The sequence below is a fragment of the Listeria cornellensis FSL F6-0969 genome, assembly GCF_000525855.1.
Classification (GTDB): domain Bacteria; phylum Bacillota; class Bacilli; order Lactobacillales; family Listeriaceae; genus Listeria_A; species Listeria_A cornellensis.
In genome coordinates this window covers 39,791-65,734 of record NZ_AODE01000022.1, presented here as the reverse complement: position 1 = coordinate 65,734, position 25,944 = coordinate 39,791, and the positions used below count along the sequence as shown (strand labels likewise).

The 25,944-nt window shown below is 43.5% G+C and carries 20 protein-coding genes, 5 pseudogenes and 1 other annotated feature; of the genes and pseudogenes, 13 read left to right on the top strand and 12 right to left on the bottom strand.

The window, feature by feature from the left end; genetic code table 11:
- Nucleotides 1-433, bottom strand: a pseudogene (locus PCORN_RS10550) (MBL fold metallo-hydrolase); the annotation flags it as partial.
- Nucleotides 434-646: 213 nt separating this feature from the next.
- On the opposite strand from PCORN_RS10550, the gene zwf reads away from it, so the two are divergent.
- The 3 genes from zwf to PCORN_RS19040 all read left to right on the top strand — a co-directional run bounded on the left by zwf (nucleotide 647) and on the right by PCORN_RS19040 (nucleotide 3,307).
- Complete coding sequence (zwf, locus tag PCORN_RS10545; RefSeq protein ID WP_036080198.1) at nucleotides 647-2,116, top strand: glucose-6-phosphate dehydrogenase; 1,470 nt, start codon at nucleotides 647-649, stop codon at nucleotides 2,114-2,116.
- Between the two features lie 599 nt (nucleotides 2,117-2,715).
- Nucleotides 2,716-3,153 (top strand): YueI family protein, encoded by a 438-nt coding sequence (locus tag PCORN_RS10540; RefSeq protein WP_036080195.1) that lies wholly within the window; start codon nucleotides 2,716-2,718, stop codon nucleotides 3,151-3,153.
- Nucleotides 3,154-3,166: 13 nt separating this feature from the next.
- Entirely contained in the window at nucleotides 3,167-3,307 is a 141-nt protein-coding gene (locus PCORN_RS19040) for a hypothetical protein (protein ID WP_103034920.1), read from the top strand.
- Between the two features lie 52 nt (nucleotides 3,308-3,359).
- Here PCORN_RS19040 and PCORN_RS10535 read toward each other — a convergent pair whose 3' ends face one another.
- Nucleotides 3,360-3,842, bottom strand: coding sequence for a DUF6884 domain-containing protein (locus PCORN_RS10535; protein ID WP_420912028.1), 483 nt, complete (start codon nucleotides 3,840-3,842; stop codon nucleotides 3,360-3,362).
- Nucleotides 3,809-4,342, bottom strand: a complete 534-nt coding sequence (locus tag PCORN_RS10530; protein ID WP_036080189.1) for a GNAT family N-acetyltransferase — start codon at nucleotides 4,340-4,342, stop codon at nucleotides 3,809-3,811. The genes PCORN_RS10535 and PCORN_RS10530 overlap by 34 nt, the downstream gene beginning before the upstream one ends.
- A gap of 640 nt (nucleotides 4,343-4,982) precedes the next feature.
- Here PCORN_RS10530 and ilvD point away from each other — a divergent pair.
- From ilvD to budA, 10 genes and pseudogenes are all read left to right on the top strand, one after another.
- The gene (gene ilvD, locus PCORN_RS10525; RefSeq protein ID WP_036080217.1) at nucleotides 4,983-6,674 is read left to right on the top strand and encodes a dihydroxy-acid dehydratase; all 1,692 of its coding nucleotides are present in this window, start codon (nucleotides 4,983-4,985) and stop codon (nucleotides 6,672-6,674) included.
- Nucleotides 6,675-6,692: 18 nt separating this feature from the next.
- Nucleotides 6,693-8,396 (top strand): biosynthetic-type acetolactate synthase large subunit, encoded by a 1,704-nt coding sequence (ilvB, locus tag PCORN_RS10520; protein ID WP_036080186.1) that lies wholly within the window; start codon nucleotides 6,693-6,695, stop codon nucleotides 8,394-8,396.
- Nucleotides 8,397-8,879, top strand: coding sequence for an acetolactate synthase small subunit (ilvN, locus tag PCORN_RS10515; protein WP_036080183.1), 483 nt, complete (start codon nucleotides 8,397-8,399; stop codon nucleotides 8,877-8,879).
- 66 nt (nucleotides 8,880-8,945) lie between these two features.
- Nucleotides 8,946-9,941, top strand: a complete 996-nt coding sequence (gene ilvC / locus PCORN_RS10510; RefSeq protein ID WP_036080179.1) for a ketol-acid reductoisomerase — start codon at nucleotides 8,946-8,948, stop codon at nucleotides 9,939-9,941.
- Nucleotides 9,942-10,147: 206 nt separating this feature from the next.
- A pseudogene (locus PCORN_RS10505) lies at nucleotides 10,148-11,690 on the top strand (2-isopropylmalate synthase).
- Complete coding sequence (leuB, locus tag PCORN_RS10500; protein WP_051999394.1) at nucleotides 11,647-12,738, top strand: 3-isopropylmalate dehydrogenase; 1,092 nt, start codon at nucleotides 11,647-11,649, stop codon at nucleotides 12,736-12,738. The pseudogene PCORN_RS10505 and the gene leuB overlap by 44 nt, the downstream one beginning before the upstream one ends.
- A gap of 2 nt (nucleotides 12,739-12,740) precedes the next feature.
- Nucleotides 12,741-14,139 (top strand): annotated as a pseudogene (gene leuC, locus PCORN_RS10495) (3-isopropylmalate dehydratase large subunit).
- Complete coding sequence (leuD, locus tag PCORN_RS10490; RefSeq protein ID WP_036080174.1) at nucleotides 14,117-14,698, top strand: 3-isopropylmalate dehydratase small subunit; 582 nt, start codon at nucleotides 14,117-14,119, stop codon at nucleotides 14,696-14,698. Before leuC ends, leuD begins: the two are co-directional and overlap by 23 nt.
- A 21-nt stretch (nucleotides 14,699-14,719) precedes the next feature.
- Nucleotides 14,720-15,989, top strand: a pseudogene (ilvA, locus tag PCORN_RS10485) (threonine ammonia-lyase).
- A 309-nt stretch (nucleotides 15,990-16,298) separates the two neighbouring features.
- Entirely contained in the window at nucleotides 16,299-17,024 is a 726-nt protein-coding gene (gene budA / locus PCORN_RS10480; protein ID WP_036080171.1) for an acetolactate decarboxylase, read from the top strand.
- Nucleotides 17,025-17,096: 72 nt separating this feature from the next.
- Here the strand turns inward: budA and PCORN_RS10475 are convergent, their stop codons facing one another.
- From PCORN_RS10475 to PCORN_RS10430, 9 genes and pseudogenes are all read right to left on the bottom strand, one after another.
- Complete coding sequence (locus PCORN_RS10475) at nucleotides 17,097-17,297, bottom strand: cold-shock protein (protein ID WP_036080169.1); 201 nt, start codon at nucleotides 17,295-17,297, stop codon at nucleotides 17,097-17,099.
- A gap of 483 nt (nucleotides 17,298-17,780) precedes the next feature.
- Nucleotides 17,781-18,473 (bottom strand): phosphatase PAP2 family protein, encoded by a 693-nt coding sequence (locus PCORN_RS10470; protein ID WP_036080166.1) that lies wholly within the window; start codon nucleotides 18,471-18,473, stop codon nucleotides 17,781-17,783.
- Nucleotides 18,470-19,480 carry a diaminopimelate epimerase gene (dapF, locus tag PCORN_RS10465; protein WP_036080163.1) on the bottom strand — a complete coding sequence of 337 codons (1,011 nt, stop codon included), beginning with the start codon at nucleotides 19,478-19,480 and terminating at the stop codon, nucleotides 18,470-18,472. Before dapF ends, PCORN_RS10470 begins: the two co-directional genes overlap by 4 nt.
- Nucleotides 19,481-19,558: 78 nt before the next feature.
- Entirely contained in the window at nucleotides 19,559-22,324 is a 2,766-nt protein-coding gene (gene ileS, locus PCORN_RS10460; RefSeq protein ID WP_036080161.1) for an isoleucine--tRNA ligase, read from the bottom strand.
- Nucleotides 22,325-22,538: 214 nt separating this feature from the next.
- Nucleotides 22,539-22,780, bottom strand: a binding site (T-box leader).
- Nucleotides 22,768-23,310, bottom strand: coding sequence for a DivIVA domain-containing protein (locus PCORN_RS10455; RefSeq protein WP_036080160.1), 543 nt, complete (start codon nucleotides 23,308-23,310; stop codon nucleotides 22,768-22,770). It overlaps the preceding feature by 13 nt.
- A 148-nt stretch (nucleotides 23,311-23,458) precedes the next feature.
- Nucleotides 23,459-24,235: a YlmH family RNA-binding protein gene (locus tag PCORN_RS10450; protein WP_036080158.1), complete on the bottom strand. Its 777-nt coding sequence runs from the start codon at nucleotides 24,233-24,235 to the stop codon at nucleotides 23,459-23,461.
- 184 nt (nucleotides 24,236-24,419) lie between these two features.
- Nucleotides 24,420-24,668 carry a YggT family protein gene (locus tag PCORN_RS10445; RefSeq protein ID WP_338151775.1) on the bottom strand — a complete coding sequence of 83 codons (249 nt, stop codon included), beginning with the start codon at nucleotides 24,666-24,668 and terminating at the stop codon, nucleotides 24,420-24,422.
- A 56-nt stretch (nucleotides 24,669-24,724) separates the two neighbouring features.
- Nucleotides 24,725-25,217 (bottom strand): annotated as a pseudogene (locus PCORN_RS20350) (cell division protein SepF).
- Nucleotides 25,218-25,236: 19 nt separating this feature from the next.
- Nucleotides 25,237-25,914, bottom strand: a complete 678-nt coding sequence (locus PCORN_RS10430; protein ID WP_036080149.1) for a YggS family pyridoxal phosphate-dependent enzyme — start codon at nucleotides 25,912-25,914, stop codon at nucleotides 25,237-25,239.
- Nucleotides 25,915-25,944 lie beyond the last annotated feature (30 nt).

The following is a 25,944-nucleotide window of genomic DNA, read 5'->3' as shown; positions in this document are numbered from 1 at the left end:
TCAAAATACCATGATCAAGTTCTCGGCAAACAACCTTAAAAAGTAGCATCTTCAAACACGACTTCATCATCAATTTCCACAATTTCAAGCGGATACTTCAAATGCGTGCCGCTCACCGCTAAACTCGTCCGAATATAATTCGCAATCCCCACAGGCCCATACACCGTAAGCTCCGTTTCGCCACCCTGAAAAGAACGACTGCTAAGAAGTCCAGGCAAGCCAAAAATATGATCCCCATGTAGGTGCGTAATAAAAAATTTTTTTCTAACTTACTTAATCTAATCGAGCTTCGCAAAATCTGATGTTGCGTCGCTTCCCCACAATCAAACAGCCAAATACTGTTTCGTTCATTTAGCATCGTGAGCGCAATTGCCGTTACGTTACGGCCTTTGGAAGGGACACCCGCTCCTGTTCCGAGAAAAATCAATTCCATCTTTGTCTCACAATCCTTTCTCTAATTCGCTATTTATCATACCATATTTAGCCCATTTATGGCACTCCCATCACTAACCTTTTCCGACTTTTCCGGTTCAATCAGTTGCACATTAGAAATCAAACGGCTAAAATAGTAAGGAATAATGAGGGCGACTATGAGTATATGTATTCTTAATGCCTCATTGGAAAAAAAGAAAGAGGGTAAGCACGTATGACAGAAGTGAAAGAACAAGTAGCTTTAATTACTATTTTTGGCGGTACGGGAGATTTGGCAAATCGAAAACTTTACCCTTCGCTATACCATCTCTTCACGAAAGGCTTTTTAAAAGAAAATTTCGCAGTGATCGGTACAGCTCGTCGTCCATGGACCAATGATTTCTTCCGTGAAAAAGTTGTGGAATCATTGAAAGGCATCGAAAAAGAAGGCTTCAATCCAGAAGATTTTGCTTCACATTTCTACTATCAATCACACGATGTAACCAATCGTGAATCGTATGTCGAGCTTAAAGATTTATCTGATGAACTCGATAAAAAATACGACCTACAAGGAAATCGCCTATTTTACCTTGCTATGGCGCCAAATTTCTTTGGAACTATCGCAAGTCGATTAAAGTCAGAAGGTTTTGTCGATAATGCAGGATTTAGCCGTCTGATCATCGAAAAGCCATTCGGTCGTGATTTAGCAAGTGCCCAAGAACTGAATGAGTCGTTACGTCAAGCGTTTGATGAAAACGAGATTTACCGCATTGACCATTATCTAGGCAAAGAAATGATCCAAAATATTTCCGTGATTCGTTTTGCGAACTCTATCATTGAATCACTTTGGAATAATCGCTATATCGATAACGTCCAAGTAACATTGAGTGAAACGCTTGGTGTAGAGGATCGTGGTCGTTATTACGAAGAAAGTGGCGCGCTTCGTGATATGGTTCAAAATCATATTTTGCAAATCGTATCCTTACTTGCGATGGAGCCACCGATTAAATTAACGACACAAGAAATTCGCCATGAAAAAGTGCGCGCACTCCGTTCTTTACGTGTTATTGAAGGCGACGATGTGTACAAATATTTCGTGCGTGGTCAATACGGCCCTGGAAAAGTGGATGGCAAAGAACTGCTCGGTTATCGCCAAGCAGAGAACGTCGATACCGATTCTAATACCGAAACATTTGTTGCAGCAAAACTCATGATTGATAATTTCCGTTGGAGCGGCGTTCCATTTTATATTAGAACTGGTAAACGTCTCGCAAAGAAAACCACGCAAATTGCTATTCAGTTCAAAAATGTACCTATGAACCTCTTTGGACCAGGCCAATCGCTTGGAGGAAATGTACTGGTGATACATATTCAACCAGACGAAGGTATCACGCTACACATGAATGTCAAAGAACCTGGCCAAGGAATGCTGACAATGCCTGTGAATCTCAACTACGCCCATTCGTCACCAGATGGCATGAACACACCTGAAGCTTACGAAAAACTGATTCAAGACTGTCTAAATGGCGACGCGACATACTTCTCACATTGGGATGAAGTTTCCCTATCATGGAATTTCGTTGACAAAGTAGCCTCGGTCTGGTCGAATACGAAAGAACATTTCCCGAACTACACATCGGGCACAATGGGACCAAAAGAAGCAGACAAATTGGTGTCACAAGATGGGTTTGAGTGGTTTGAATAGAGAAAAGCTGAAACGGCCCGTTAGACCCGAAAAAATTTGTTAGGGGCCGCAGTGAAAACCCACACTTGGTTTTTGCGGAGGGCACGAAAATTTCGAGGGTCTGGCCGTTGAAGCTAGATCCGAAGGCGCGGAACATGGCGCAGTATATGGAACGAATGCTCCCTACGTTCGCACTCATATTGAGGCTCTAAGGAAATACTGAACATTTCCTAAGACCCACAACAAAGCTGAAACGGCCCGTTCAGCTCCGACAAAAACTGGAGCGGCCGCAATAAAAAGCCGCTCTTGCTTTTGTGGAGGGCGTGAAGTTTTCGAGGAGTTGGCCGTTGAAGCTGGATCCGGAGGCTCGGAACATGACGCAGTACATGGAACGAATGCTCCCTACGTTCGCACTCATATTGAGGCTCTAAGGAAATACAGAACATTTCCTAAGACCCACAACAAAGCTGAAAAACTCCTGGCTTGTTTTACTTCACGTATTCGTGGGTAAAACAAGCCGGGAGTTTTTTCACATTTTCATCCCTTATCCCCAACGTTGTTCCTTTTTTCACAAATCCATGTTACACTTAAGGAGAATACACAGTAAAAGGAGAATCCATATGCCACAAAGCATTGACGATTATATCGATCGCGGTATCCATGGCGCAAAGGAAATCAATCCAGCCGAACGCAAAAAATATCTTGGTACATTTCGAGAACGAATCGAAATCCAGATGAGTAAACAAGAAGTTTTTCAGAAATATTGTACCAAAGAATTAGAACAGGAAATGAAAGACCATCCAAAGGCAAAACTACTCTTAAACGGCTCCATTTCCTATGAAATATTGCGTTCTTATATCATGCTGGCAGAAAAGCATAAGATGCCATTCTCGATTGTGGCACGCGAAGATGATGATACGCCAATTGGCCTTGTACTAGCAGAAGATCACGAAATCAACCGCGAAGATACACATCTTCATGAAGCACCAGTCATCACAGAAGACACTACTGGCAAAGTCAGTCTGCTCGACAAAATCAAGGCTATTTTTCAAGAGTAAGGAAGTGACACACATGCTCCACACGATTGTACTTGCACTCGCCATCCTTGTATTTTTACAAACGATTTACTTTTTCATACGCAAAAATACCGATATGGGCGTGATGTTCCTGCTCATCGGCATCGCACTGCTTATTATTTCTACGATTGGCTAAATTTAAGGTGGAGCCTTCACAAATCAAGCGGAAGCGTTTGTATCGATAAGGACTATAAACCAAAAGGCTCGCCGGTGTTTATCGCTGTGCGCAGCCTTTTTTGCATGTCGCCAATTCCTCTTGTTCCGTGAAGTGGGAATGTAAATCCTTGTTTCCCATCTGTAATCGCTGATAGTAAAAGCTCAAACTTCTTTCCTCCCAGCATCATTATTGTCTCCTGATTGATTCCGAGCGCTTTCCATTGCTGCCTTAATTCCTCTAACGAAATCGTCTCTGCCGTCACACCTCGTGCTGTAAATCTCACATCATACGTCCCAATAACAACTGAATCAGGCGTTAAAAAGCCATACTTCGGTGATAAAATCAAATATTCTCCCTCAAATTTCTCAGCATAGGCTCGGCATAAACAATGAAAATTCCCTATGTACGCCTGCCTAGCAATAACTGGCCCTGCATCCTCCTGTTTGTCCCAAATCTTCGGCTTTCCTGATGGTATAATAATCATAAGTTCTCCTCGTCCATTGGGTATTCCCACAAAACAATCTTACCACGAGCCTCCGTTTTATCATATTTCGGCTGATATAAAAATCCAGACTTTCGCAAAACTTGGATTGAATGAGGATTACTCTCAAAGCTTCGAGCAAAAATGCGCTTAATTTCTGGCTGTTTTTTTAGCCATACCAACAGTTCGGCTAGCGCTTCTGTCACATACCCATTATTTTGATAAGCTGGCACAATGCTATATCCTAGCTCGATTTCCCCAGTTTCTTCTGGCTTGCCTTGTCCACCAATTTCTCCGATAACCTTGTTCTCTTCTTTCAACACGATTAAATGCGTCCATTTCGTCATCTCTGGCTCTTTTTTTACATTTTCCAATACGTATGGTAGGTAAAAAAAGAAATCGATGCCAGGCCAGTCTCTGGACACCTCATAGCCTGATACTCGTTCTAATTCATCCACGCCCGCAATTGTCGCCTTAATCCAATCTAAATTGTATTCCACTAACAATAACCGTTCCGTTTCTAGTTTTCCCATGTCCATACCTGACTTTCCGTTTCAATATACCTTCCCTCTAAAATTATCAAATTCTACCTCATTACGCAAACTTTTTGCAGAATGTCACCTGTTATTATCACCACATACTAATTTTTTGAAAACTTTTTTCAACATAACTGTACGCGCTTACATTATTATATACCAATTGATTTAGCTATGTATTCTAGTTTTTCAATGAAATCCAAAAGCAACAAATTTTCAAATAACGGTTGACATTTCCCCGGCAAAAGCTATAATTAATAATAATATTACATTGATTGATATTTATTTGAATTCACATAGGCTACATACGAATTACAAAGTATCTCATTGTTGATAAATTTGATTAGAGGAGTTAATGACTTATGAAAACATCCAACCAAAATGACGTCATTACAATTTTATTACTCTAGCAAGGGTCTGGAACACTGTTTAAAACAAGCAGTCGTTTAGATCCTGTTTATCATTAAATGGGATTCTTATCTAGGCATCCCATTTTTTTACTCAAAAATGGGATGCTTTTTTGTTGCCAAGATGCGTTATCAATGTCATTTTTCACTTTAAAAGGTCATGCTAGTTGATATATTCTAAAAATTCAGCTTCGACCAACAATTATAATAAAGAAACGGGGAATATGCTCATGCGTAGTGATAAAATCAAAAAAGGTGTCGAACAAGCTCCAGCTCGGAGTCTTCTACATGCAACCGGTCAAATCAAAAGTCCAGGTGATATGGATAAGCCATTTATCGCCATTTGTAACTCTTATATCGATATCGTTCCAGGTCATGTGCATTTGCGTGAGCTTGCGGATATTGCGAAAGAAGCGATTCGTGAAGCTGGTGGTATCCCCTTCGAATTTAATACGATTGGTGTCGACGATGGGATTGCGATGGGTCATATTGGGATGCGTTATTCCCTTCCAAGTCGTGAAGTTATCGCGGATGCTGCGGAAACGGTTATCAATGCCCACTGGTTTGACGGCGTTATGTACATTCCAAACTGTGACAAAATTACGCCTGGTATGTTGCTTGCTTCTGTGCGTACGAACGTGCCGGCAATCTTCTGTTCTGGTGGCCCGATGAAGGCTGGGCTTTCTGCAACGGGTAAAGCCTTGACACTCTCTTCTGTATTCGAAGCGGTTGGTGCTTTTAAAGAAGGTAGCATGTCCCAAGAAGAATTTTTAGATATGGAAGCGAATGCTTGTCCAACATGTGGATCGTGTGCTGGGATGTTTACAGCGAACTCGATGAACTGCTTAATGGAAGTGCTTGGTATGGCTGTTCCGTTCAACGGGACGACGCTTGCTGTATCAGAGGCGCGTCGTGAGTTGATTCGCGAATCGGCTTTCCACTTGATGGATCTTGTGAAAAAAGATATTCGTCCTCGCGACATTATTACGCGTGATGCGATTGATGATGCTTTTGCGCTAGATATGGCGATGGGCGGATCAACAAATACCGTATTGCACGTGCTAGCTTTGGCGAATGAAGCGGAGATTGATTACGATTTGGAGCGCATTAATGAAATCGCGAGTCGTGTTCCTTACCTTTCCAAAATCGCGCCGTCCTCTGCGTACTCGATGCATGATGTCCACGAGGCTGGTGGCGTTCCTGCCATTATGAAAGAACTTGTTGAGCTCGGAAATGCGATTCATCCCGATCGGATTACGGTGACTGGTAAAACGATTCGTGAAAATGTGGAAAATGCGAAAATTAATAATACGGACGTGATTCATCCAAAAGAAAATCCGTATACAAAAACGGGTGGTCTCTCCATCCTCTTCGGAAATATTGCGCCAAAAGGTTCGGCAATCAAAGTCGGCGGTGTGGATCCATCGGTATCCGTCTTTACAGGGAAAGCGATTTGTTTCGATTCTCATGACGCAGCTGTAGAAGCGATTGATAATCATACGGTTCGCGAAGGTCATGTCGTTGTGATTCGCTATGAAGGTCCTCGTGGTGGTCCAGGAATGCCGGAAATGCTTGCTCCGACGTCTTCTATCGTTGGACGCGGACTTGGAAAAGATGTGGCACTGATTACGGACGGTCGATTCTCTGGTGCGACACGCGGGATTGCGATTGGTCATATTTCTCCCGAAGCCGCTTCTGGTGGCCCGATTGCCTTGATTGAAGATGGCGATACGATCGTGATTGACTTGCCGAATCGGACGCTGAACGTGGAAGTGGCTCCTGACGTTTTAGAGGCACGCCGCGCTGGGATTCCTAAATTTGTTCCTAAAATTAAAAAAGGCTATCTGGCGCGCTACGCTGCACTCGTGACATCAGCTCATACTGGTGGCGTACTGCAACTTCCGGATGATTTCTTAGAGTGATAAGGAGAGGTGAAGAAAATGATCAAAGTAGAGAAGGAAACGACGACAAAAAGCGGAGCAGAGCTTTTAATTGATGCTTTGAACGCACAGAATGTAGAGATGATTTTTGGTTATCCCGGTGGTGCTGTGTTGCCACTATATGATGCGTTTTATGATTGCGACATTCCTCATATTCTGACGCGTCATGAACAAGGCGCGGTGCATGCAGCGGAGGGTTATGCTCGCGTCACTGGGAAAGCTGGCGTTGTCGTCGTTACAAGTGGGCCTGGTGCAACGAATGCTTTAACGGGAATTGCGGACGCGATGAGCGATTCGATCCCAATGGTCGTTTTCACTGGCCAAGTTGCCACACCTGGTATCGGGAAAGACGCGTTCCAAGAAGCCGACATGATTGGCTTAACGATTCCGATTACAAAATATAATTACCAAGTACGCGATGTGAAAGATATCCCTAGAATTATTAAAGAAGCTTTCCATATTGCCACAACAGGTCGAAAAGGTCCAGTCGTGATTGATTTGCCAAAAGATATGTCTATCGCGACAACCGATAGGGTCAATGATGACACGATTAACTTGCCAGGTTATCAGCCTACCGTGAAGCCAAATGGCATGCAACTTGAAAAATTGATGCAAGCTTTAGCCGCTTCTAGCAAACCCGTTATCTTAGCTGGCGCTGGCGTGAATCATTCACGCGCGACGGCTGAACTGCTTGATTTTGCGGAACGTTATCAAATTCCAGTCGTGAACACGCTACTTGGACTTGGTAGTTTTCCACAAGATCATCCCCTCTTCCTCGGAATGGGCGGAATGCACGGTTCGTATGCTGCAAACATGGCGCTGACGGATCCTGATTTGCTCATTAATTTTGGATCGCGGTTTGATGATAGAATGGTTGGTTCGCCACAAGAATTCGCGAAACATGCGGTGATTGCGCATATCGATATTGACCCTGCGGAAATCGGCAAAGTCTTAACAACGAAAATTCCGATTGTTGCGGATATTAAAGAAACATTGACACAATTGCTGGAAATGAATGTGACGGAGGAAGCGGACAAAACGCACTGGTACAAGCTAAATATGACGCGTAAAGAACGCCATCCCTTCACGTATAATCGTGATTCTAAAGCGGAAATAAAACCGCAAAAAGTAATCGAAATTATCGGGGAAATCACAGATGGCAAAGCGCTTGTTGCAACCGATGTTGGACAGCACCAAATGTGGGTCGCGCAATTTTATCCGTTCCGTCATGATCACCAAATTATGACGAGTGGCGGACTTGGTACGATGGGCTTCGGTTTTCCAGCGGCTATCGGTGCACAGCTCGCCTATCCAGAACAAACGGTTGTTGCTTTTGTCGGCGATGGTGGTTTCCAGATGACGAATCAGGAACTCGCGATTTTGAATGACTACCATATTAATTTGAAAACGGTCATTATTAATAACGGATCGCTTGGCATGGTACGGCAGTGGCAGGAGAAGTTCCACAATGAACGCTTCTCCCACTCCATTTTCCAAAGTCAGCCCGATTTTGTGAAACTTGCGGAGGCTTATGGTGTAAAAGGCGTTCGATTGACGGATCCAGAAACATTGGCAGCCGATTTAGAAGAAGCGTTTGCTTATCCTGGTCCGATTGTTATCGACTGCGTTGTATCGCCTAGTGAGCTTGTACTACCAATGATTCCACCAGGCAAGGCGAATCATCAAATGGAAGGAGTGGAATAAATGCGACGTATCATTACAGCAACTGTTAATAACTCAAGTGGTGTGCTGAATCGGATTACCGGTGTTATTTCTCGCCGTCAATACAACATTGATAGCATCTCTGTTGGCTGGACGGAAACGCCGAATGTTTCTCGTATTACCATCGTCGTTCATGTCGATTCACTCTATGAAATTGAACAAGTGACGAAACAGTTAAACAAGCAAATTGATGTGCTAAAAGTAAGTGATATTACCGATGATCCGCATATGGAGCGTGAACTGGCTTTAATTAAAGTCAACGCCCCAGCGACGACACGAGCGGAACTTAATTCAATTATTGAGCCGTTTCGTGCGACGATTATCGATGTTGGTAAAACGAGCGTTGTTGTGCAAGTCGCGGGAACGAGTGAAAAAGTCAATGCGTTTGTTGACAGCATTCGCCCATACGGCATTCAACAAATGGCTCGCACCGGTGTTACTGGTTTTACTCGTAGCGCTAAATAATCATTTTGAATCCCAGAAAACCTTTTTCTGAGAAATATATAAAGATAATTTATGGAGGTTAGGAAAATGACAAAAGTTTATTATGAAGATTCGGTACAAGAAAGCGCGTTACAAGGTAAGAAAGTTGCAGTAATTGGTTATGGTTCACAAGGCCATGCACATTCGCAAAACCTACGCGATAACGGAAACAATGTCATTATTGGGATTCGTGAAGGAAAATCTGCAGAAGCTGCTCGCAATGACGGTTTTGAAGTTTTATCTGTGGCAGATGCTACGAAAGCGGCTGACGTTGTGATGATCCTTTTACCAGATGAAACGCAAGGAGATACTTATGAAGCTGAAATCAAGCCGAATTTAGAAGCTGGAAATGCCTTAGCTTTTGCGCATGGTTTTAACATTCATTTTGACGTAATTAAACCACCTGCTGACGTGGATGTGTTCTTAGTAGCACCGAAAGGTCCGGGACATTTAGTTCGTCGTACATTCGTGGAAGGTGGCGCGGTTCCAGGTTTATTCGCGGTTTACCAAGACGCTACTGGAAAAGCAACAGATGTGGCGCTATCTTACGCTAAGGGCATCGGCGCAACTCGTGCTGGTGTTATCGAAACGACATTTAAAGAAGAAACGGAAACGGATCTATTTGGCGAACAAGCGGTATTATGTGGCGGTACAACGCATTTAGTACAAGCTGGATTCGAGACATTAGTTGAAGCTGGGTACCAACCAGAACTTGCTTACTTCGAGGTATTGCACGAGTTGAAACTGATTGTTGACTTGATGTATGAAGGCGGCATGGAAAAAATGCGTGATTCGATTTCGAATACAGCAGAGTATGGCGACTACGTTTCTGGTCCACGCGTTGTAACGAGCGACACGAAAAAAGCAATGAAAGAAGTCTTGACGGACATTCAAAACGGTAACTTTGCCAAAGCATTTATTGATGATAATAAAAATGGTTTCAAAGAATTCCATCGTCTACGCGCAGAACAAAAAGGACACCAAATCGAATCGGTTGGTGCGAGCTTGCGCGAAATGATGCCTTTCGTCAAACCAAGTAACTGAAGACGAGCATACCCGCAATAATCGGCGATAAGCGTTCGTATTGTTGGAGCTGTTAGAAACATAGTGATATACAGCCCCAACAATACAAACACTTTCGCTCGATTTGTTTAAAGCGAAGATAGAATCCTACTAAATAAAATTGGCAGTGTTCTTCTACACTTATAGTTAGGGTATAGCTAGTTCTAAAACTAAGGAGTGGAATAATTATGGCTTATATTCAATTTTTCGATACGACCCTACGTGACGGTGAACAAACGCCGGGTGTTAATTTTAACCAGCAAGAAAAAATCCAAATTGCACGTCAGCTTGAAACATACGGGGTTGATGTGATTGAAGCCGGATTCCCAATTGCATCGGACGGTGATTTTCATTCCGTGAAAGAGATTGCTAATGTGATTAAAACGGCTACAGTTTGTGGTTTGGCACGCTCTGTAGAACGTGATATTGACCGGGCGTATGAAGCGCTTCGTGATGCGGCGAATGCCCAAGTCCACGTTTTTCTTGCTACGAGTGATGTACATATGAAGCATAAATTAAACATGAGCAGGCCGCAGGTTTTGGCATCGATCAAACACCATGTCGCGCATGCTCGTAAACTTTTCCCAATCGTTCAGTTTTCGCCGGAAGATGCGACGCGTACGGATCCTGCTTTTCTTGTTGAGGCTGTGCAGACGGCGATCGATGCTGGGGCGACGGTAATTAATATTCCGGATACGGTTGGCTTTACGAACCCGACGGAATTTGGCGCCCTCTTCCGCTACTTGCGTGAGAGTATCCCGCGTTTTGATGAAGTTATTTTTTCCACGCATTGTCATGATGATCTTGGTATGTCGGTTGCGAACGCGCTTGCTGCGATTGAAAATGGGGCGCGACGAGTCGAAGGTACAGTGAACGGGATTGGTGAACGTGCTGGGAATACCGCGCTTGAGGAAGTTGCTGTGGCGCTTCACATTCGCAATGATTACTACAAATCGGAGTCTGGTATTATTTTGAATCAGACGAAGAAAACGAGTGACCTGATTAGCCGCCTTTCTGGAATGCCTGTACCGCGCAATAAAGCGATTATCGGTGGTAATGCTTACGCGCATGAATCCGGTATCCATCAAGATGGCGTTTTGAAAGAGCCAACGACGTACGAAATTATCACGCCAGCCCTTGTTGGAGTTGAGAAAAATTCGTTGCCACTTGGTAAACTATCTGGTCGCCACGCTTTTGTAACACGTATGGAGGAACTTGGCTATACAATGACCGACGATGAGGAAAAATGATGCGTTTAAACGATTCAAGCATTTGGCAGACGTGAAAAAAGATGTAACCGAAGACGATTTGCACGCCTTGATTCTTGGTCAAACGTCCGAAAAAGCGGATGATTACGAATTGAATCACCTACAAGTGCAATATGTGACAGGTGGTATTCAAGGCGCGATTGTACGAATTCATACGGAAGACGGCTCTGTTTTAGAAGATGCAGCGACTGGGGCTGGTAGTATTGAGGCGATTTATAATACGATTAACCGCCTGATGGAGCAAGATGTCGAGCTTACGGATTATCGTATTCAAGCGATTACTGCGGGACACGATGCACAAGCTGAGGTTCATGTTATCGTCAAAGACAAAGACGGCGCAACGTATCACGGAATTGGTATTGACAACGATGTCCTTACCGCCTCTGCCAAATCTTACCTTCACGCCAGCGCAAAAGCGAATGAGGCAAAACAACAAACAAACGAGGAGGTACCAGTCAAGTGACCTATTCCATTACAGCCTTCCTGGCGACGGGATTGGATCAGAAATCATGGCGAGCGGTCTAGAAGTTCTAGCAACCCTCGCCGAGAAATTCCAACTAGATTTTAAAATAGAAACACATCCATTTGGCGGTGCCGGCATTGACGCCTTGTCAGATCCACTTCCAGAAACAACACTTAGTGCTTGTCAAAAAGCAGATGCGATCTTACTTGGCGCGATTGGTGGTCCAAAATGGGACAATGCACCGAAACGACCAGAACAAGGTTTGCTAGCCTTGCGTAAAGCACTCGGCCTGTTCGCAAACATCCGCCCTATCCAAGTCCCAAACACGATAGCACACCTCTCTCCTTTAAAAAAGGAAATCGTAGAAGGCACCGATTTTATCGTGGTCCGCGAGCTCACTGGTGGTATTTATTTCGGCGAACCGAAGCATTGGGATGAAAACAGCGCGGTGGATACATTAACGTATACGGCCTCAGAAATCGAGCGCATCGCAGTACAAGCTTTTGAACTTGCAAAAACACGTCGTAATAAAGTTACTTCGGTGGACAAAGCGAACGTACTGGCATCCAGTAAGCTATGGCGCGAAGTCATCGAACGCGTTGCCGAGCGCTATCCTGAAGTCACATTAGAACATCTTTATGTTGATGCCGCGGCCATGATTCTAATCCAACGCCCAACCACTTTTGATGTTATCGTGACGGAAAATATGTTTGGTGACATTTTGAGTGATGAAGCGTCTGTTATCACTGGTTCGCTTGGCATGTTGCCTTCCGCGAGTCATCCAGAATCTGGTCCATCACTGTATGAGCCCATTCATGGATCCGCGCCTGATATCGCTGGTCAAAATATTGCCAATCCGATGTCGATGATTTCATCCGTGTCGATGATGCTACGCCAGTCTTTCCAGCTTTTCGAAGCGGCAAATTATCTTGACAAAGCAGCAGCGGATACAATGGAAGCTGGATTTTTAACCAAAGACCTTGGCGGAAATACATCGACCACCGATTTTACAAATGAAGTTAAAAAACGAGTTAAAGGAGGAGAATAACAATGGCTAAAACAATGTTCGATAAGTTGTGGGATCGTCACGTCATATTTGGAAAAGAAGGTGAACCGCAACTGTTATACATCGATCTGCATTTGGTGCATGAAGTTACCTCCCCTCAAGCTTTTGAAGGATTGCGAATGGAAGGAAGACAGGTTCGCCGCACGGATCGTACGTTTGCCACAATGGATCACAACGTCCCAACCGAAGATATTTTCAACATTCATGACGTCGTTGCAAAAAAAACAAATCGATGCGCTTCGCAAAAATTGTGAAGAATTTGGCGTTACGCTTGCCGATGTTGGTAGTGAGCGCCAAGGAATCGTGCACATGGTTGGTCCTGAAACGGGGCTAACACAGCCTGGCAAAACAATCGTATGTGGTGACTCGCATACCGCAACACATGGCGCTTTTGGAGCAATGGCTTTTGGCATTGGCTCGAGTGAAGTGGAACATGTCCTTGCTACGCAGTCCATCTGGCAACAAAAACCAAAATCAATGGGTGTCAAAATTAACGGGACGCTTCCTAAAGGCGTGTATGCAAAAGATGTTATCCTGCATCTTATCGCAACGTATGGTGTCGCATTTGGTAACGGATATGCCGTCGAATACTACGGAGAAGCCGTTCGGAATATGACGATGGAGGAACGCATGACAATCTGTAACATGTCCATCGAAGGCGGTGCTAAAATGGGGATGATGGCTCCCGATGCTACGACATTCGCCTACATCAAAGGTCGCGAATATGCACCGACCAATTGGGAAGCAGCTATCGCGGATTGGGAAACCTTGCCTAGCGATCCTGATGCAACATACGATCGTGATATCGAAATTGATGTTTCCGACCTAGCACCATACGTTACTTGGGGAACAAATCCTGGTATGGGTGTTCCAGTCACGCAAGCATTTCCAGCAATCGAAAGTATCGACGACGAGCGCGCCTATCAATATATGGGACTCGAACCCGGTCAATCGGCCTCCGAAATCGATCTCGGTTACGTCTTCATCGGATCTTGTACCAACTCACGACTTTCCGACCTTGAAGAAGCTGCCCAAATCGTGAAAGGTCACCAAGTTGCATCCGGTATCCGCGCCATGGTTGTTCCCGGTTCCCGCCAAGTCCGCCTTGCCGCAGAACGCATCGGTCTTGATCAAGTTTTCATCGACGCAGGCTTTGAATGGCGCGAGCCCGGCTGTTCGATGTGTCTCGGCATGAACCCCGATCAAGTACCAGCAGGCATTCATTGTGCCTCGACATCCAATCGTAATTTTGAAGGACGTCAAGGAAAAGGCGCACGAACCCACTTGGTGAGCCCAGCAATGGCCGCAGCAGCAGCGATTCACGGCCGATTTATCGATATTCGCAAAGGAGTGTGGCAAAATGGAAGCAATGGTGTTGCATAAAGGAAAAACCGTATCACTCATGAATGATAACATTGATACCGATCAAATTATCCCGAAACAATTTCTAAAGCGCATCGAACGAACTGGATTTGGCGAATTTCTCTTTGACGAATGGCGCTACCTTCCCGATCGTTCCTTGAACCCAGAATTCCCGCTGAACGCGCCTGACCGACAAGAAGCTACCATCCTTGTCACCGGTGAGAATTTTGGCTGTGGCTCCAGTCGAGAACACGCTCCTTGGGCCCTGCTCGACTACCGTTTCCGCGTCATTATTGCCGGCGGTTACAGTGATATTTTCTACATGAACTGCACGAAAAATGGTATTCTTCCCATTAGTTTGCCAAAAGAAGCACGCGTGAAACTGGCAGCGATTCCGGCGAACGAAGAAATAGCCATCGATTTGCCGAAGCAACAAGTCATGAGCTCCGTCGGCACGTATGACTTTGACATCGATGCGACCTGGAAAGAGAAATTCATCAAAGGCCTCGACGATATCGCCCAAACAATGGCACATGAATCTATGATTACCGATTATGAAAACAAGGCACGCGCCTATTAAAAATGAGGATGTGAGGATGTTATGGAAATGGTTGATGTCGATGCTTTAGTTAGCAAACAAGACGTGCTTGATGCGTATGACACGTTAAAATCTATCGTCAAGCACACGCCACTCGAAAAAGACTACTACTTATCACAAAAATATGACTGCAACGTCTACTTAAAACGCGAAGATTTACAGTGGGTTCGTTCGTTCAAACTACGCGGTGCCTATTACGCCATCGCTCAACTAACCGAAGAACAACTGAAAAACGGCGTTACGTGCGCCAGTGCTGGAAATCACGCACAAGGAGTCGCCTTCACGTGCCAAAAACTTGGCGTACCAGCAACGATCTTCATGCCTACGACAACGCCACAACAAAAAGTATCGCAAGTTCGCTTTTTCGGTGGAGAGTTTGTCGAAGTTCGCTTAACTGGTGATACGTTTGATGCTTCAGCTTATTCGGCTAAGAAATTTAGCGAGGAGCATAACAAAGCGTTTATTGCCCCGTTTGATGACCCAGATATTATCGCTGGTCAAGGAACGGTTGCCGTTGAAATGCTCGATGATCTAGGCTCGGAAAGCTGCGACTTCATATTTGCTGCAATCGGCGGTGGTGGCTTAGTTTCCGGCGTTGCATCCTATGTGAAAGCGGTGCGTCCAGATACCACCATTATTGGCGTAGAGCCAAGCGGTGCCCCTTCGATGGCCAAATCATTGCTCGCTGGTAAAGTTATCAATCTACCAAAAATCGATAAATTCGTCGATGGAGCTGCCGTCAAACAAGTCGGGCAACTGACGTATAAACATTGCGCGCAACTTGTCGATGAAGTCATGGAAGTTGATGAAGGCGAAGTTTGCTCTACTATCCTTGATATGTATACAAAACAAGCCATCGTCGCGGAACCAGCTGGGGCCCTATCTGTTGCGGCACTCAATCATTTCCGTCCACAAATCAAGGGTAAAAACGTCGTGTGCATCGTCAGCGGTGGTAACAACGACATCAATCGGATGCAAGAAATTGAAGAACGCTCTCTCGTTTTCGAAGGCTTGAAACACTATTTCATCGTCAATTTTCCACAGCGTCCAGGTGCCTTGCGTGAGTTCGTAAATGATGTCCTAGGACCATATGATGATATCACTAAGTTCGAATATACAAAAAAAAGTGAACCGTAATCAAGGTCCAGTTATTATCGGTGTCTTACTTCAAGATCCCAACGACTACGAAAAATTACTCGAGCGTATTGCTGTTTTTGATCCTAGTTTCATGCCGATTAATGATAACCAAATGCTGTATACGTTACTTGTTTAATAGTAAATCTATGACAGACTGGGATAAAACTCCAAACAAGATAAAATCGACTTGCTCATTATTCGGGTAAGACGAAAACTATGCTTTACACAAATCGAGCGAAAGCGTTTGTATTCAGGGAGTTTGGTGGAAGCCGGAAGCGGAGCGTACGACTGTACGTGAGAACCGGAAGTCCGCCAAACTCCTTGAATGCGAACGCTTGTCGCCGATTTATTTGGGTTATGTCCTAACCCCCTTTTTTGGTGTATAATGGCATGATATACTTCTTTGCTATTCTAAAAATATGATCTAAGGAGAGTTGCCGTATGAATACGAATAAAAAAAAATCGACTTTTCCAGCATTCCACCATGGCTGCACTGATTGGTGGTCTTTATGAAGGCTCTATCAATTTTCGGGAATTGTTATTACACGGAGATTTTGGTATTGGGACATTAGATAGCTTATACGGTGAGCTCATCATCTTAGACGGAATAGCTTATCAAATACGAGAAGACGGGAACGCTTACCACATGGCTCCAACTGATACATCCCCCTATGCCTCCATCACCTTTTTTGAAGCCGATAGTTCTTTTCGAATTAATGATTTAACCTCAAAAAAGGAAGTGGAGAAACTAGTCGCAGCACTAACGCAAGGCCCCAATCTCTTTTATGCGCTTAAAGTAACCGGCACCTTTCGCATCGTGCACACACGCGTTGTCAAAAAGCAAAGTCAACCCTATCCACCGCTGATTGAAGCCGTTAAAACACAACCTACTTATATTTCAGAAAATATTACTGGTACTATTGTAGGTTTTTGGACGCCTGAATATCTTCAAGGTCTGGACACGCCTGGTTATCATCTTCATTTTATTGATGATTTGAAACAAGTTGGTGGCCACGTCTTTGATTATGAATTAGTAGAGGGACTCGTCGAAGTAGCACAACAAACCGCGTTCGAACTACAACTACCTCATACTCCTGCTTTTCTAACTAGTAATCTCAACACTCCAGAAATGTCTGAACAAATTAGCACCGCAGAAAAAAAAAGGGAATGACAAAAAAGATTGAGCAAGTACCCTCCTCAAAAGGTAATCGCTCAATCTCTATTTCGCGTTCTCTCAGCAGAATTAAAGCTTCGTTACGTTATCTGCTTGAGGTCCACGTTGTCCTTCTACGATTTCAAATTCCACTTTTTGACCTTCATCAAGTGTTTTAAAACCGTCTCCTTGAATCGCGCTGAAATGTACGAATACATCGTCGCCGCCTTCCATTTCGATAAACCCAAAACCTTTTTCGCCATTGAACCATTTTACTGTACCTTCTTGCATGTGTCAAAAACCTCCAAAAATTTTCTTAATATGTTCCTTTTACAAATATAAAACTTACTGGGAAACTGCTGAACAACAAGCTTTCCTTGGTTTTCATTTCAAAATTCACATATTATAAAAGATATTCAGCCTTGTTCAATACCCTTTATAATGTGTGAATAATTATCACCATCTCTACAGTATCCCAACAATATAGAGTAAAAGTAATACTAATCTTACCGATATCATTATTTTAACGCTTTCATTTCAAAAATGCAAGTAATATTTACCTATATGCGTCATTATTTTGACAACTCTTGCTCCATGAAAAAATCGCAAAAAACATGAGGAACCAGCCGGCCGACAAATGCCCAATTTCAAGGCAAAAGCGAGTAACGAAGCAGAGCGTACTTGTAGTACGTGAGCATCGGAACGGAGCTTTTAACGAAGAAAATGGGTGTTTGTCGACCGGCTGGAACAGGTATATTTCGCGATTTTTTTTGTTTACTTGATTACACTGCGATCTTTAATACGCCATTTCACAAGTAAATTGTGTAGTGGTTCGCGGACAAGGAAGTACACGCCTAATGAGATGAAAATCGAGGCGATACCGAATAGAAATCCTCCAAAAACATCTGTTGGATAATGCACGCCAAGGTATACTCTCGAATATAAAATGAAGAAAATCCAGCCTAGGCTGACGACACCAATCACGATTTTAGCCCACATTTGTCTCACAGTGAAAATCAAGAACATCGCTGCTAAACCGTAAAAAATGGTCGTACCTGTTGCGTGCCCACTCGGAAAACTAAAACCAGTTTCTGCAATCAGACGGTCAAAGTTTGGACGTGGCCGCTCAAAGATATGCTTAAGAACTGTATTCATCAGAACCGCACACACAAGTACAGTTCCACCAAACCATAGGCCAACGACGAATTTGCGTAAGATGAAGAGAATAGCAACGACAATAAGCGTTAAAATAATGGCTACTTCTGCACTTCCGAATAACGTTAAATTCTCGATTAAGCTTGTTTTCGAAGCCGTTATGTTTGTTTGAATACGACTGATCCAGTTTAAATCAAATTTGACAACCCATCGTGGTTCGGAATTAACCGCCAATGCGACAATAACGAAAATCAACAAGGCGAAACCGCCAATTGTGAATAATGGTATGGCTTTCTTTTTATTTGTATTCATAGATTTACTCCTAACTTCACTTGTTTTTTTTGTAGGAAGGTTTTCACTTCTTCCACCATTGCTTGATACTGCGCTTGTTCGTCGGTGTCGCTTTTTTCAATCAGATTGATCGTTGTATCCGTGACAGCAAGCGTTCCGTGGTACACAAAAGTAGCATTACCAATCAGTTGCAAATGTAACGCGCCATCTGCATCTTTACTGGCGGTAACTTTGACGCGGCCGCCGTTATTATACACATGAACAGGCGTTTCCAGTTTATCATTGTGAAGTAGTTTTTTCATCAGACTTGAGGCCGACATCGCGGTTCCACAAGCGTTTGTAAAGCCCACACCACGTTCAAAAGTCCGAACATAGATAGTATCTTCTGCTAATTCTTTGACAAAGCTAACATTAACACCATCTGTAAAATAAGGGTTGTCACCGTTAAGGTAAGTGGAAAGCTTCGTTTGTTTATCTGAGTCGAGCGTTGCCTGGTCAACAAAGGTGATTAAATGAGGATTTGGCACAGCTACCGCTGAAAAACGTAAATCATCATCAAACGCCGGAACCTTCTCATCTATCATTTGCGCTTCGTCCCAGTTTAGCGGCAATGTTTCAGGCGCGAATAAGACCGGCGAAATTTCTACTTGATACGTTGGAATACCAGTGCCGATTTCTTCTGCTTTCGAAACGTGGAGCGTCGCTTTCATCGTCTCGACGGTTGCTTGTTGTAAGTCATGCTGTTCTAGCAGGTAACGCGCCACCGTACGCAAGCCATTTCCGCACATCGAGGCTTCAGAGCCATCTGCATTAAAAACGCGCATACGGCCGATAGAGGCGTTATCTGAGCTCTCCGAAACGAACAAAATGCCATCCGCGCCACCGAGCATTTCATCTCGATCACAAATACGGACTGCTAACTTCGCTCGATCTGCATCTTGCCAATGGCTCAGATTATTTTTAGTCTCATCAATAAGAAAGAAATCATTTTGCGAACCATGTACTTTGATGAAGTTAATATGTGCCATCAAGGTCCCTCCGTTTCTCTTAACTTAAGGTCCTTTTTAAGCACTAGTAGCTATCATAGGACCTCAGATATTCGTTTATCAGTTTTGGTAGTTTTCCACCACAATATCTGCACATCGTTTGCACAACGTCGGGTGATCATGATTCTCGCCAACATCTTTCTTCACAACGCGGCAACGTTCGCATGTTTCGCCTTCTGCTACTGTGATTGCAACCGCAACATGATGATCTTTCACCGCATTGGCCGGCGCTCCTTCTAAGCCTTCCACTAATTCAAAATCAGAGACGATCAGTAGTTGTGCGAAGTCCCCTTCCAATGAATCAAACAATTGCTTCGCTTCGCCATCCACGAACAGCGTTACTTTTGCCAACATCGATTTACCGATAATTTTTTCATTACGCGCTTCTTCCAATGCTTTTTGAACCACATCGCGAATTCGCATGAATTGATCCCATTTCTCCGTGATCGTTTCTGTCGCAGGATAATTCTTCCCTTTCGGCATCTCCGTCAAATGAATGCTCGCTGCTTCTTGATCCGTTAAATGCGACCAAACCTCGTCCGCCGTATGTGGCAAAATTGGCGCCAATAACTTCGTCAACACAACGACCGCTTCATGGAATACCGTTTGCATCGCGCGACGATCTTTGCTACCTGCTGCTTCGATATACACAACATCCTTTGCAAAATCCATATAAAATTGGCTAAGCTCTACCGTACAGAAATTATTAATTTGGTGATAAATCGTTGAAAACTCATACTTATCATAGCTTGCACGAACATTTTTAACGAGTTCATCCAGTTTAATTAGTAAATATTGATCAACTTCGCGTAAATTTTCATACGCAATCGCATCCGTTGCTGGCGTAAAATCAGAAATATTTCCAAGCAAGAAACGCATCGTGTTACGAATTTTACGATAGACTTCCGACACTTGTTTTAGAATATTGTCACTGATACGCACATCCGCTTGGTAATCTACAGAAGCAACCCACAAACGCACGATATCCGCGCCTAATTGATTGATAACTTTCCCTGGAAGCATCGTGTTTCCAAGCGATTTACTCATTTTACGACCGTCACCATCTAAGGCAAAACCATGACTTAAAACGTTGCGGTACGGCGCTTCGCCACTGATAGCCACACTTGTCGTTAACGAGGAGTTGAACCAACCGCGATATTGATCAGAGCCTTCCATGTAAAGATCCGCCGGGCGGTTCAGGTAAGGACGCGCTTCAAGAACGGCTTGGTGACTTGATCCTGAATCGAACCAAACATCCATAATATCATTCTCTTTGGTAAATTCACCATTTGGACTACCTTCATGCGTGAATCCAGCGGGTAATAAGTCTTTTGCTTCCCGCTCAAACCAGATATCCGATCCATGCTCGCGGAATAATTCTGAAACGTGGTTAATCGTCTCATCCGTGATGATAGAATCGCCATTTTCCGCGTAGAAAATCGGAAGCGGAACACCCCATACACGTTGACGCGAAATAACCCAGTCCCCACGATCGCGAACCATATTGAATAAACGCGTTTCCCCCCATGCAGGCGTCCAAGTCACACCTTGCACAGCGTCTAACAACTCTTGACGGAATGCATTAATCGATGCAAACCATTGCGGTGTCGCACGGAAAATAACCGGTTTCTTTGTACGCCAATCATGTGGATACGAGTGCGTAATGAATTCCATTTTTAATAACGCGCCGACTTCTTCCAATTTCTCCGTCACCATTTTGTTCGCTGTATCATAAAACACGCCTTCAAAACCTGGTGCTTCGTCTGTAAAAACGCCGCGATCATCTAGTGGCGCCAATGTCTCTAAGCCATATTTTTGGCCGATGATAAAGTCGTCTTCCCCGTGTCCAGGTGCCGTATGAACCGCTCCAGTACCAGCTTCTGCTGTCGCATGACCACCGTTCATCACCAAGGAATCACGATCGTAAAATGGATGTTTCGTCACAACGCGATCAAGCTCTAAGCCACGCACTGTTTTCACAACCTCAGCCGCTTCCCAGCCTAATGTTTCGCGGAGGCTTTCGAATAGCGCTTCTGCAACCACATATTTTTCACCATTAACCGTCGCAACCACGTATTCTAAGTCTGGATTCACCGTAATCCCCATATTCGCAGGAATCGTCCACGGCGTCGTTGTCCAAATCACGATATTCGTGCCTTCTTCTAGCACACCTTTTCCATCCGTTACTTTAAACGCCACAAAAATCGAGGCAGATTTCTTATCTTGATATTCAATTTCCGCTTCAGCCAAAGCAGATTCACTAGATGGAGACCAATAAACCGGTTTCTTCCCTTTGTAAATATAGCCTTTTTTAGCCATCTCACCGAAAACTTTGATTTGTTCCGCTTCATACTCTGGTTGCAACGTGATGTACGGATTAGCCCACTCACCAGTCACGCCAAGACGTTTGAATCCTGTACGTTGAATGTCCACCTGCTTATACGCATACTCTGCGCAAAGTTTACGGAATTCTGCAACAGACATTTCCTTACGTTTTACACCTTTATTCGCTAGCGCCTGTTCAATCGGTAAACCATGCGTATCCCAACCAGGAACATACGGCGAACGGAAACCGCTCATCGATTTTTGACGAACAATCATGTCTTTGATTACTTTATTCATCGCATGGCCCATATGTAGCTCACCATTCGCATACGGCGGCCCATCATGCAAAATAAACGTAGGCTTATCCGCATTTTTTTGTTGAATTTGGTCGTATAAATCCATCTCTTCCCATTTCGCTTGCCATTCCGGCTCTTTATTCGGTAAATTACCTCGCATTGGGAATTCTGTTTTTGGCATTAATAACGTATCTTTGTATTCCATCAGTTCATTCTCCTTTGTATATAGTCATTTTTGTTCTCTTGTATCTCACAAGGCTTGCGTACCTCATTTTCAAATCCAGCTACAACGGCCAACTCCTCGAAAACTTCACACCCTCCACAAAAAACAAAAGCGGTTTTTTCTTGCGGCTACTCCAGTTTTTTTCGGAGCTAGACGAGCCGTTTTCGCTTTTCAACACAAAAAACCCCTCCCTCAAAAAAGGGACGAGTCTAATAGTCGCGGTACCACCCTTGTTGACATCGATCTCATATCTTTGCCCACTTCGTTACATCGTTAACGCCGACTTACGCTTCTTCCTAATTGGCACGAATACCTTTCAAAAAAAGAGCTCCCGAGTGATTTCCACCTTCTATCCTATTGCCGGTCTCTCACCATCACCAGCTCGCTTTAAAATAGATTGTATTCAGAACGTGTACTTGTCTCTATTATAGCTTTTCGATATCGTTTTCTTCTACTACTTCTAATTTCTCTGGTTCTGCTGATTTCAATTCGGTTGCATCGACTTCATATTCCATCAATTGCTTCCAATCATCACTCTTAATTAAATCCATTTGCGTTTCTACAAGCAAGCGCAAACGTTCACGGAACACTTTAGATTGACGTTTCAAGTCTTCAATTTCGATTGCAATTTTACGAGCTTTTGATAGCGAATCACTCAAAATACGATCCGCGTCTTTCTCTGCTTCACGCACGATTAACTTCGCTTCTTTATCCGCATTATCAATGACTTGGTTCGCAGCCTCTTGCGCTACAATCAAGGATTTGTTTAGCGTTTCTTCAATGTTTGTGAAATGTCCTAAGCGGTCATCTCTTGAAGATAGCGTCTCCTCTAAGCGTTTCTTCTCTTTAATCAGTTGTTCATAATCCTTAATAATTTGGTCGAGGAATTCGTTCACCTCATCCTCTTCGTAACCTCTAAAACCACGGCTAAACTCTTTGTTATGTATATCCAGCGGTGATAATGGCATGCTCAACACCTCCATATGGTCAAAGCCTAACAAAATCTAGGCTAGCCCTTCTATTATACCATAAAACTTCATTCCATACATACCTGACTCTTACTATAATAAAATTCTAACTTTCTCGCAAGTATTAGCTTCTCAAAAAGCAAAAATATTAACGTAAATAACCGATTTCCATTCGAATCTTGTCTTTCTTCGTGTGTCCATTGATTTCTCCCAGCTTGACACGACCATAGCCACGTGCTGAAATAATATCCAATTCTTCACATTCAAAATCAGGATTTTCAACCGTCTTCCAATTCACCTTCACCAGTTTTCCCTGCACGAGCTGTTTCGCTTTTTGACGTGAAATATTATGTGCTGTTGCCACGACAAGATCCAGTCGCAAACTCGTAATCGTCGTCCCAACATACTCCCAATCCGTACGCACAGGTAATGCTTGGTCTAGGCTTAATTCCTCCAACATGATATTCACTTTCCCTATTTTATCAAGCTGCAAACTAATGTACTCTTTCATCTCGCTCATCACAAAAAACTGCCACAACTCATTTTCCGTCAAAATATCACCGAAAATATCCCGCTTCATACCAAGCGACATCACCGTTCCAAGAATCGTTTGGTGCGACAATGTCGTGAATTTCACCGGATAGCGAATATCAAACAGTGTAATCTGAAAATCAGTATCCGTCGGTTCATAATAATCCGGATAAATAAGCGCACGTCGACGTTCTGCATGTGCGACCCCACCCCAGAATTTCACCTTCATATGATCATAACCTCCGACCACCGACTCCAAAATCAGACGCTGCCGCGGATCCAAAAAATCCGTCAAACGCGGCGTGTACTGATCCTCAACCTGTAAAATCCACTCCAACGCTACGTCAATAAAACTATGCTCTTCTGCTCTAAAATGTTGATAAATCCCTTCCATGTCCCTTACTCCCTTTAACAACAAAATGCCTCTTATGAAAAAGTCATTTTGCGATATAGTCGTTGCTTTCATAACTCCCATTATAGCACGCTTCCAAGTTTTTTAACACCCGTATAATTCCAAAAAATACCGAATGAAAGCACTCCTGATTTCCAGACAGCTTTCATTTCGGTATCAACATTATTTAGAAAAATAGTGGCAATAAATAATTATACACTAAGTACTGCAAGCCAAACGTCGCCATTCTTATCGCAAAAAAGGCAATGATTGGTGATAAATCAAGGACCCCACCAATAGGCGGAATGATTTTCCGAAACGGTGCCAAAACAGGCTCACAAATCTTCGTTAAAAAGCGGCCAAATGTGGTTTCATAAGCACCAGGAAACCAAGACATTAAAATATAAACAAACAGTACGTACGGGAAATAATCCAGTACTAGAAAGACATAATGTGCGATCTGATATGCTAATATAATGTGTTACACCTCATTTACATAAAATCTTGTTCTTCTAACATCTCAGAAATTGCGCCATCAACCTCGACGTTTTCTGGTGTGCAGAGGAAAATATTGTTGCCAATACGTTGAATATCTCCACCTAAAGCATACACAGTTCCACTCAAAAAGTCCACAATTCGGATTGCTTGGTCATGGCTAATACGTTGTAAATTCACAACCACCGTTTTATATTCCTTCAAGTAATCAGAAAGCTCTTGCGCTTCTGCATAAACACGTGGTTCCACAAGCACCATTTGGCTTGAAAATTGGGCACCGTTCATGCTTACCACTTTATGCTCATCGACTGGAGCTACTTCGCTTTGATTCGTAAAATAGTTTTTTTCCTGTTGGTTTTTTCATTTTTTTCTCAGTTGGAACCTCGCGAAGTGGTTGAGGTTTCGCCGCAACCGGTTGCTCTTCGTAATAATCTTCGCCCTCTTCCTCATCTAAGAAAAAGTAAGATTTAAATTTATTTTTTAATCCCATCTGATTTACACCTCCACATTTAGTTTTCCTCTACTAAAGCTCTTCCTACTCTGATAAACGTTGCGCCTTCTTCTACTGCAACCTCAAAATCATTCGTCATTCCCATCGATAATTCGTGACACGGAACATTCGGGATTCCAAGTTTCTCTATTTCTAGCTGCACTGCTTTTAATCCTTGAAAAACGTGATGTAAAGTCTGCTCATCATCGGTGTTTGGAGCCATTGTCATTAAGCCAACAATTTCAACATATTCATAATTCTGCGCCTTCACAAATGCGATGGCTTCTTCGGCATTAAAACCGTGCTTTGTTTCTTCCTCAGAAATATTCACTTGCAAAAAACAAGCAATCTTTTGCGTCGCACGTTTTTCGATTTCATCAGCCAATGACTTCCGGTCCAGCGAATGTAAAAAATGCATATATGGTAGGATGGCTCTCACTTTTCGTGTTTGTAATGATCCGATAAAATGCCAAACAATATCGGTTTTATCCGTGAACGCTTCTACTTTTTCTGTAAATACGTCCGCTCGATTTTCACCAAAATGACGAATGCCGAGATTGTACAGCTTCTCCATCGCAACAACGTCCACAGTTTTCGTTACGGCAACTAAATGAACGTCTGCCACGTCACGACTACTTCTTTTCGCTGCTTCGGAAATTTTATCTTCAATTGCTTGTAAGTTTTCGTTATAGCTCATCACTTATCACCTATTTTTTTCATACTTTTA

Bases quoted from the DNA above. Each gene is read 5' to 3' on its own strand.
- zwf (WP_036080198.1), top strand. From the start codon at position 647: ATGACAGAAGTGAAAGAACAAGTAGCTTTAATTACTATTTTTGGCGGT.
- PCORN_RS10540 (WP_036080195.1), top strand. From the start codon at position 2,716: ATGCCACAAAGCATTGACGATTATATCGATCGCGGTATCCATGGCGCA.
- PCORN_RS19040 (WP_103034920.1), top strand. From the start codon at position 3,167: ATGCTCCACACGATTGTACTTGCACTCGCCATCCTTGTATTTTTACAA.
- PCORN_RS10530 (WP_036080189.1), bottom strand. From the start codon at position 4,342: ATGGGAAAACTAGAAACGGAACGGTTATTGTTAGTGGAATACAATTTA.
- ilvD (WP_036080217.1), top strand. From the start codon at position 4,983: ATGCGTAGTGATAAAATCAAAAAAGGTGTCGAACAAGCTCCAGCTCGG.
- ilvB (WP_036080186.1), top strand. From the start codon at position 6,693: ATGATCAAAGTAGAGAAGGAAACGACGACAAAAAGCGGAGCAGAGCTT.
- ilvN (WP_036080183.1), top strand. From the start codon at position 8,397: ATGCGACGTATCATTACAGCAACTGTTAATAACTCAAGTGGTGTGCTG.
- ilvC (WP_036080179.1), top strand. From the start codon at position 8,946: ATGACAAAAGTTTATTATGAAGATTCGGTACAAGAAAGCGCGTTACAA.
- leuB (WP_051999394.1), top strand. From the start codon at position 11,647: ATGAGGCAAAACAACAAACAAACGAGGAGGTACCAGTCAAGTGACCTA.
- leuD (WP_036080174.1), top strand. From the start codon at position 14,117: ATGGAAGCAATGGTGTTGCATAAAGGAAAAACCGTATCACTCATGAAT.
- PCORN_RS10475 (WP_036080169.1), bottom strand. From the start codon at position 17,297: ATGCAAGAAGGTACAGTAAAATGGTTCAATGGCGAAAAAGGTTTTGGG.
- PCORN_RS10470 (WP_036080166.1), bottom strand. From the start codon at position 18,473: ATGAATACAAATAAAAAGAAAGCCATACCATTATTCACAATTGGCGGT.
- dapF (WP_036080163.1), bottom strand. From the start codon at position 19,480: ATGGCACATATTAACTTCATCAAAGTACATGGTTCGCAAAATGATTTC.
- ileS (WP_036080161.1), bottom strand. From the start codon at position 22,324: ATGGAATACAAAGATACGTTATTAATGCCAAAAACAGAATTCCCAATG.
- PCORN_RS10455 (WP_036080160.1), bottom strand. From the start codon at position 23,310: ATGCCATTATCACCGCTGGATATACATAACAAAGAGTTTAGCCGTGGT.
- PCORN_RS10450 (WP_036080158.1), bottom strand. From the start codon at position 24,235: ATGGAAGGGATTTATCAACATTTTAGAGCAGAAGAGCATAGTTTTATT.
- PCORN_RS10430 (WP_036080149.1), bottom strand. From the start codon at position 25,914: ATGAGCTATAACGAAAACTTACAAGCAATTGAAGATAAAATTTCCGAA.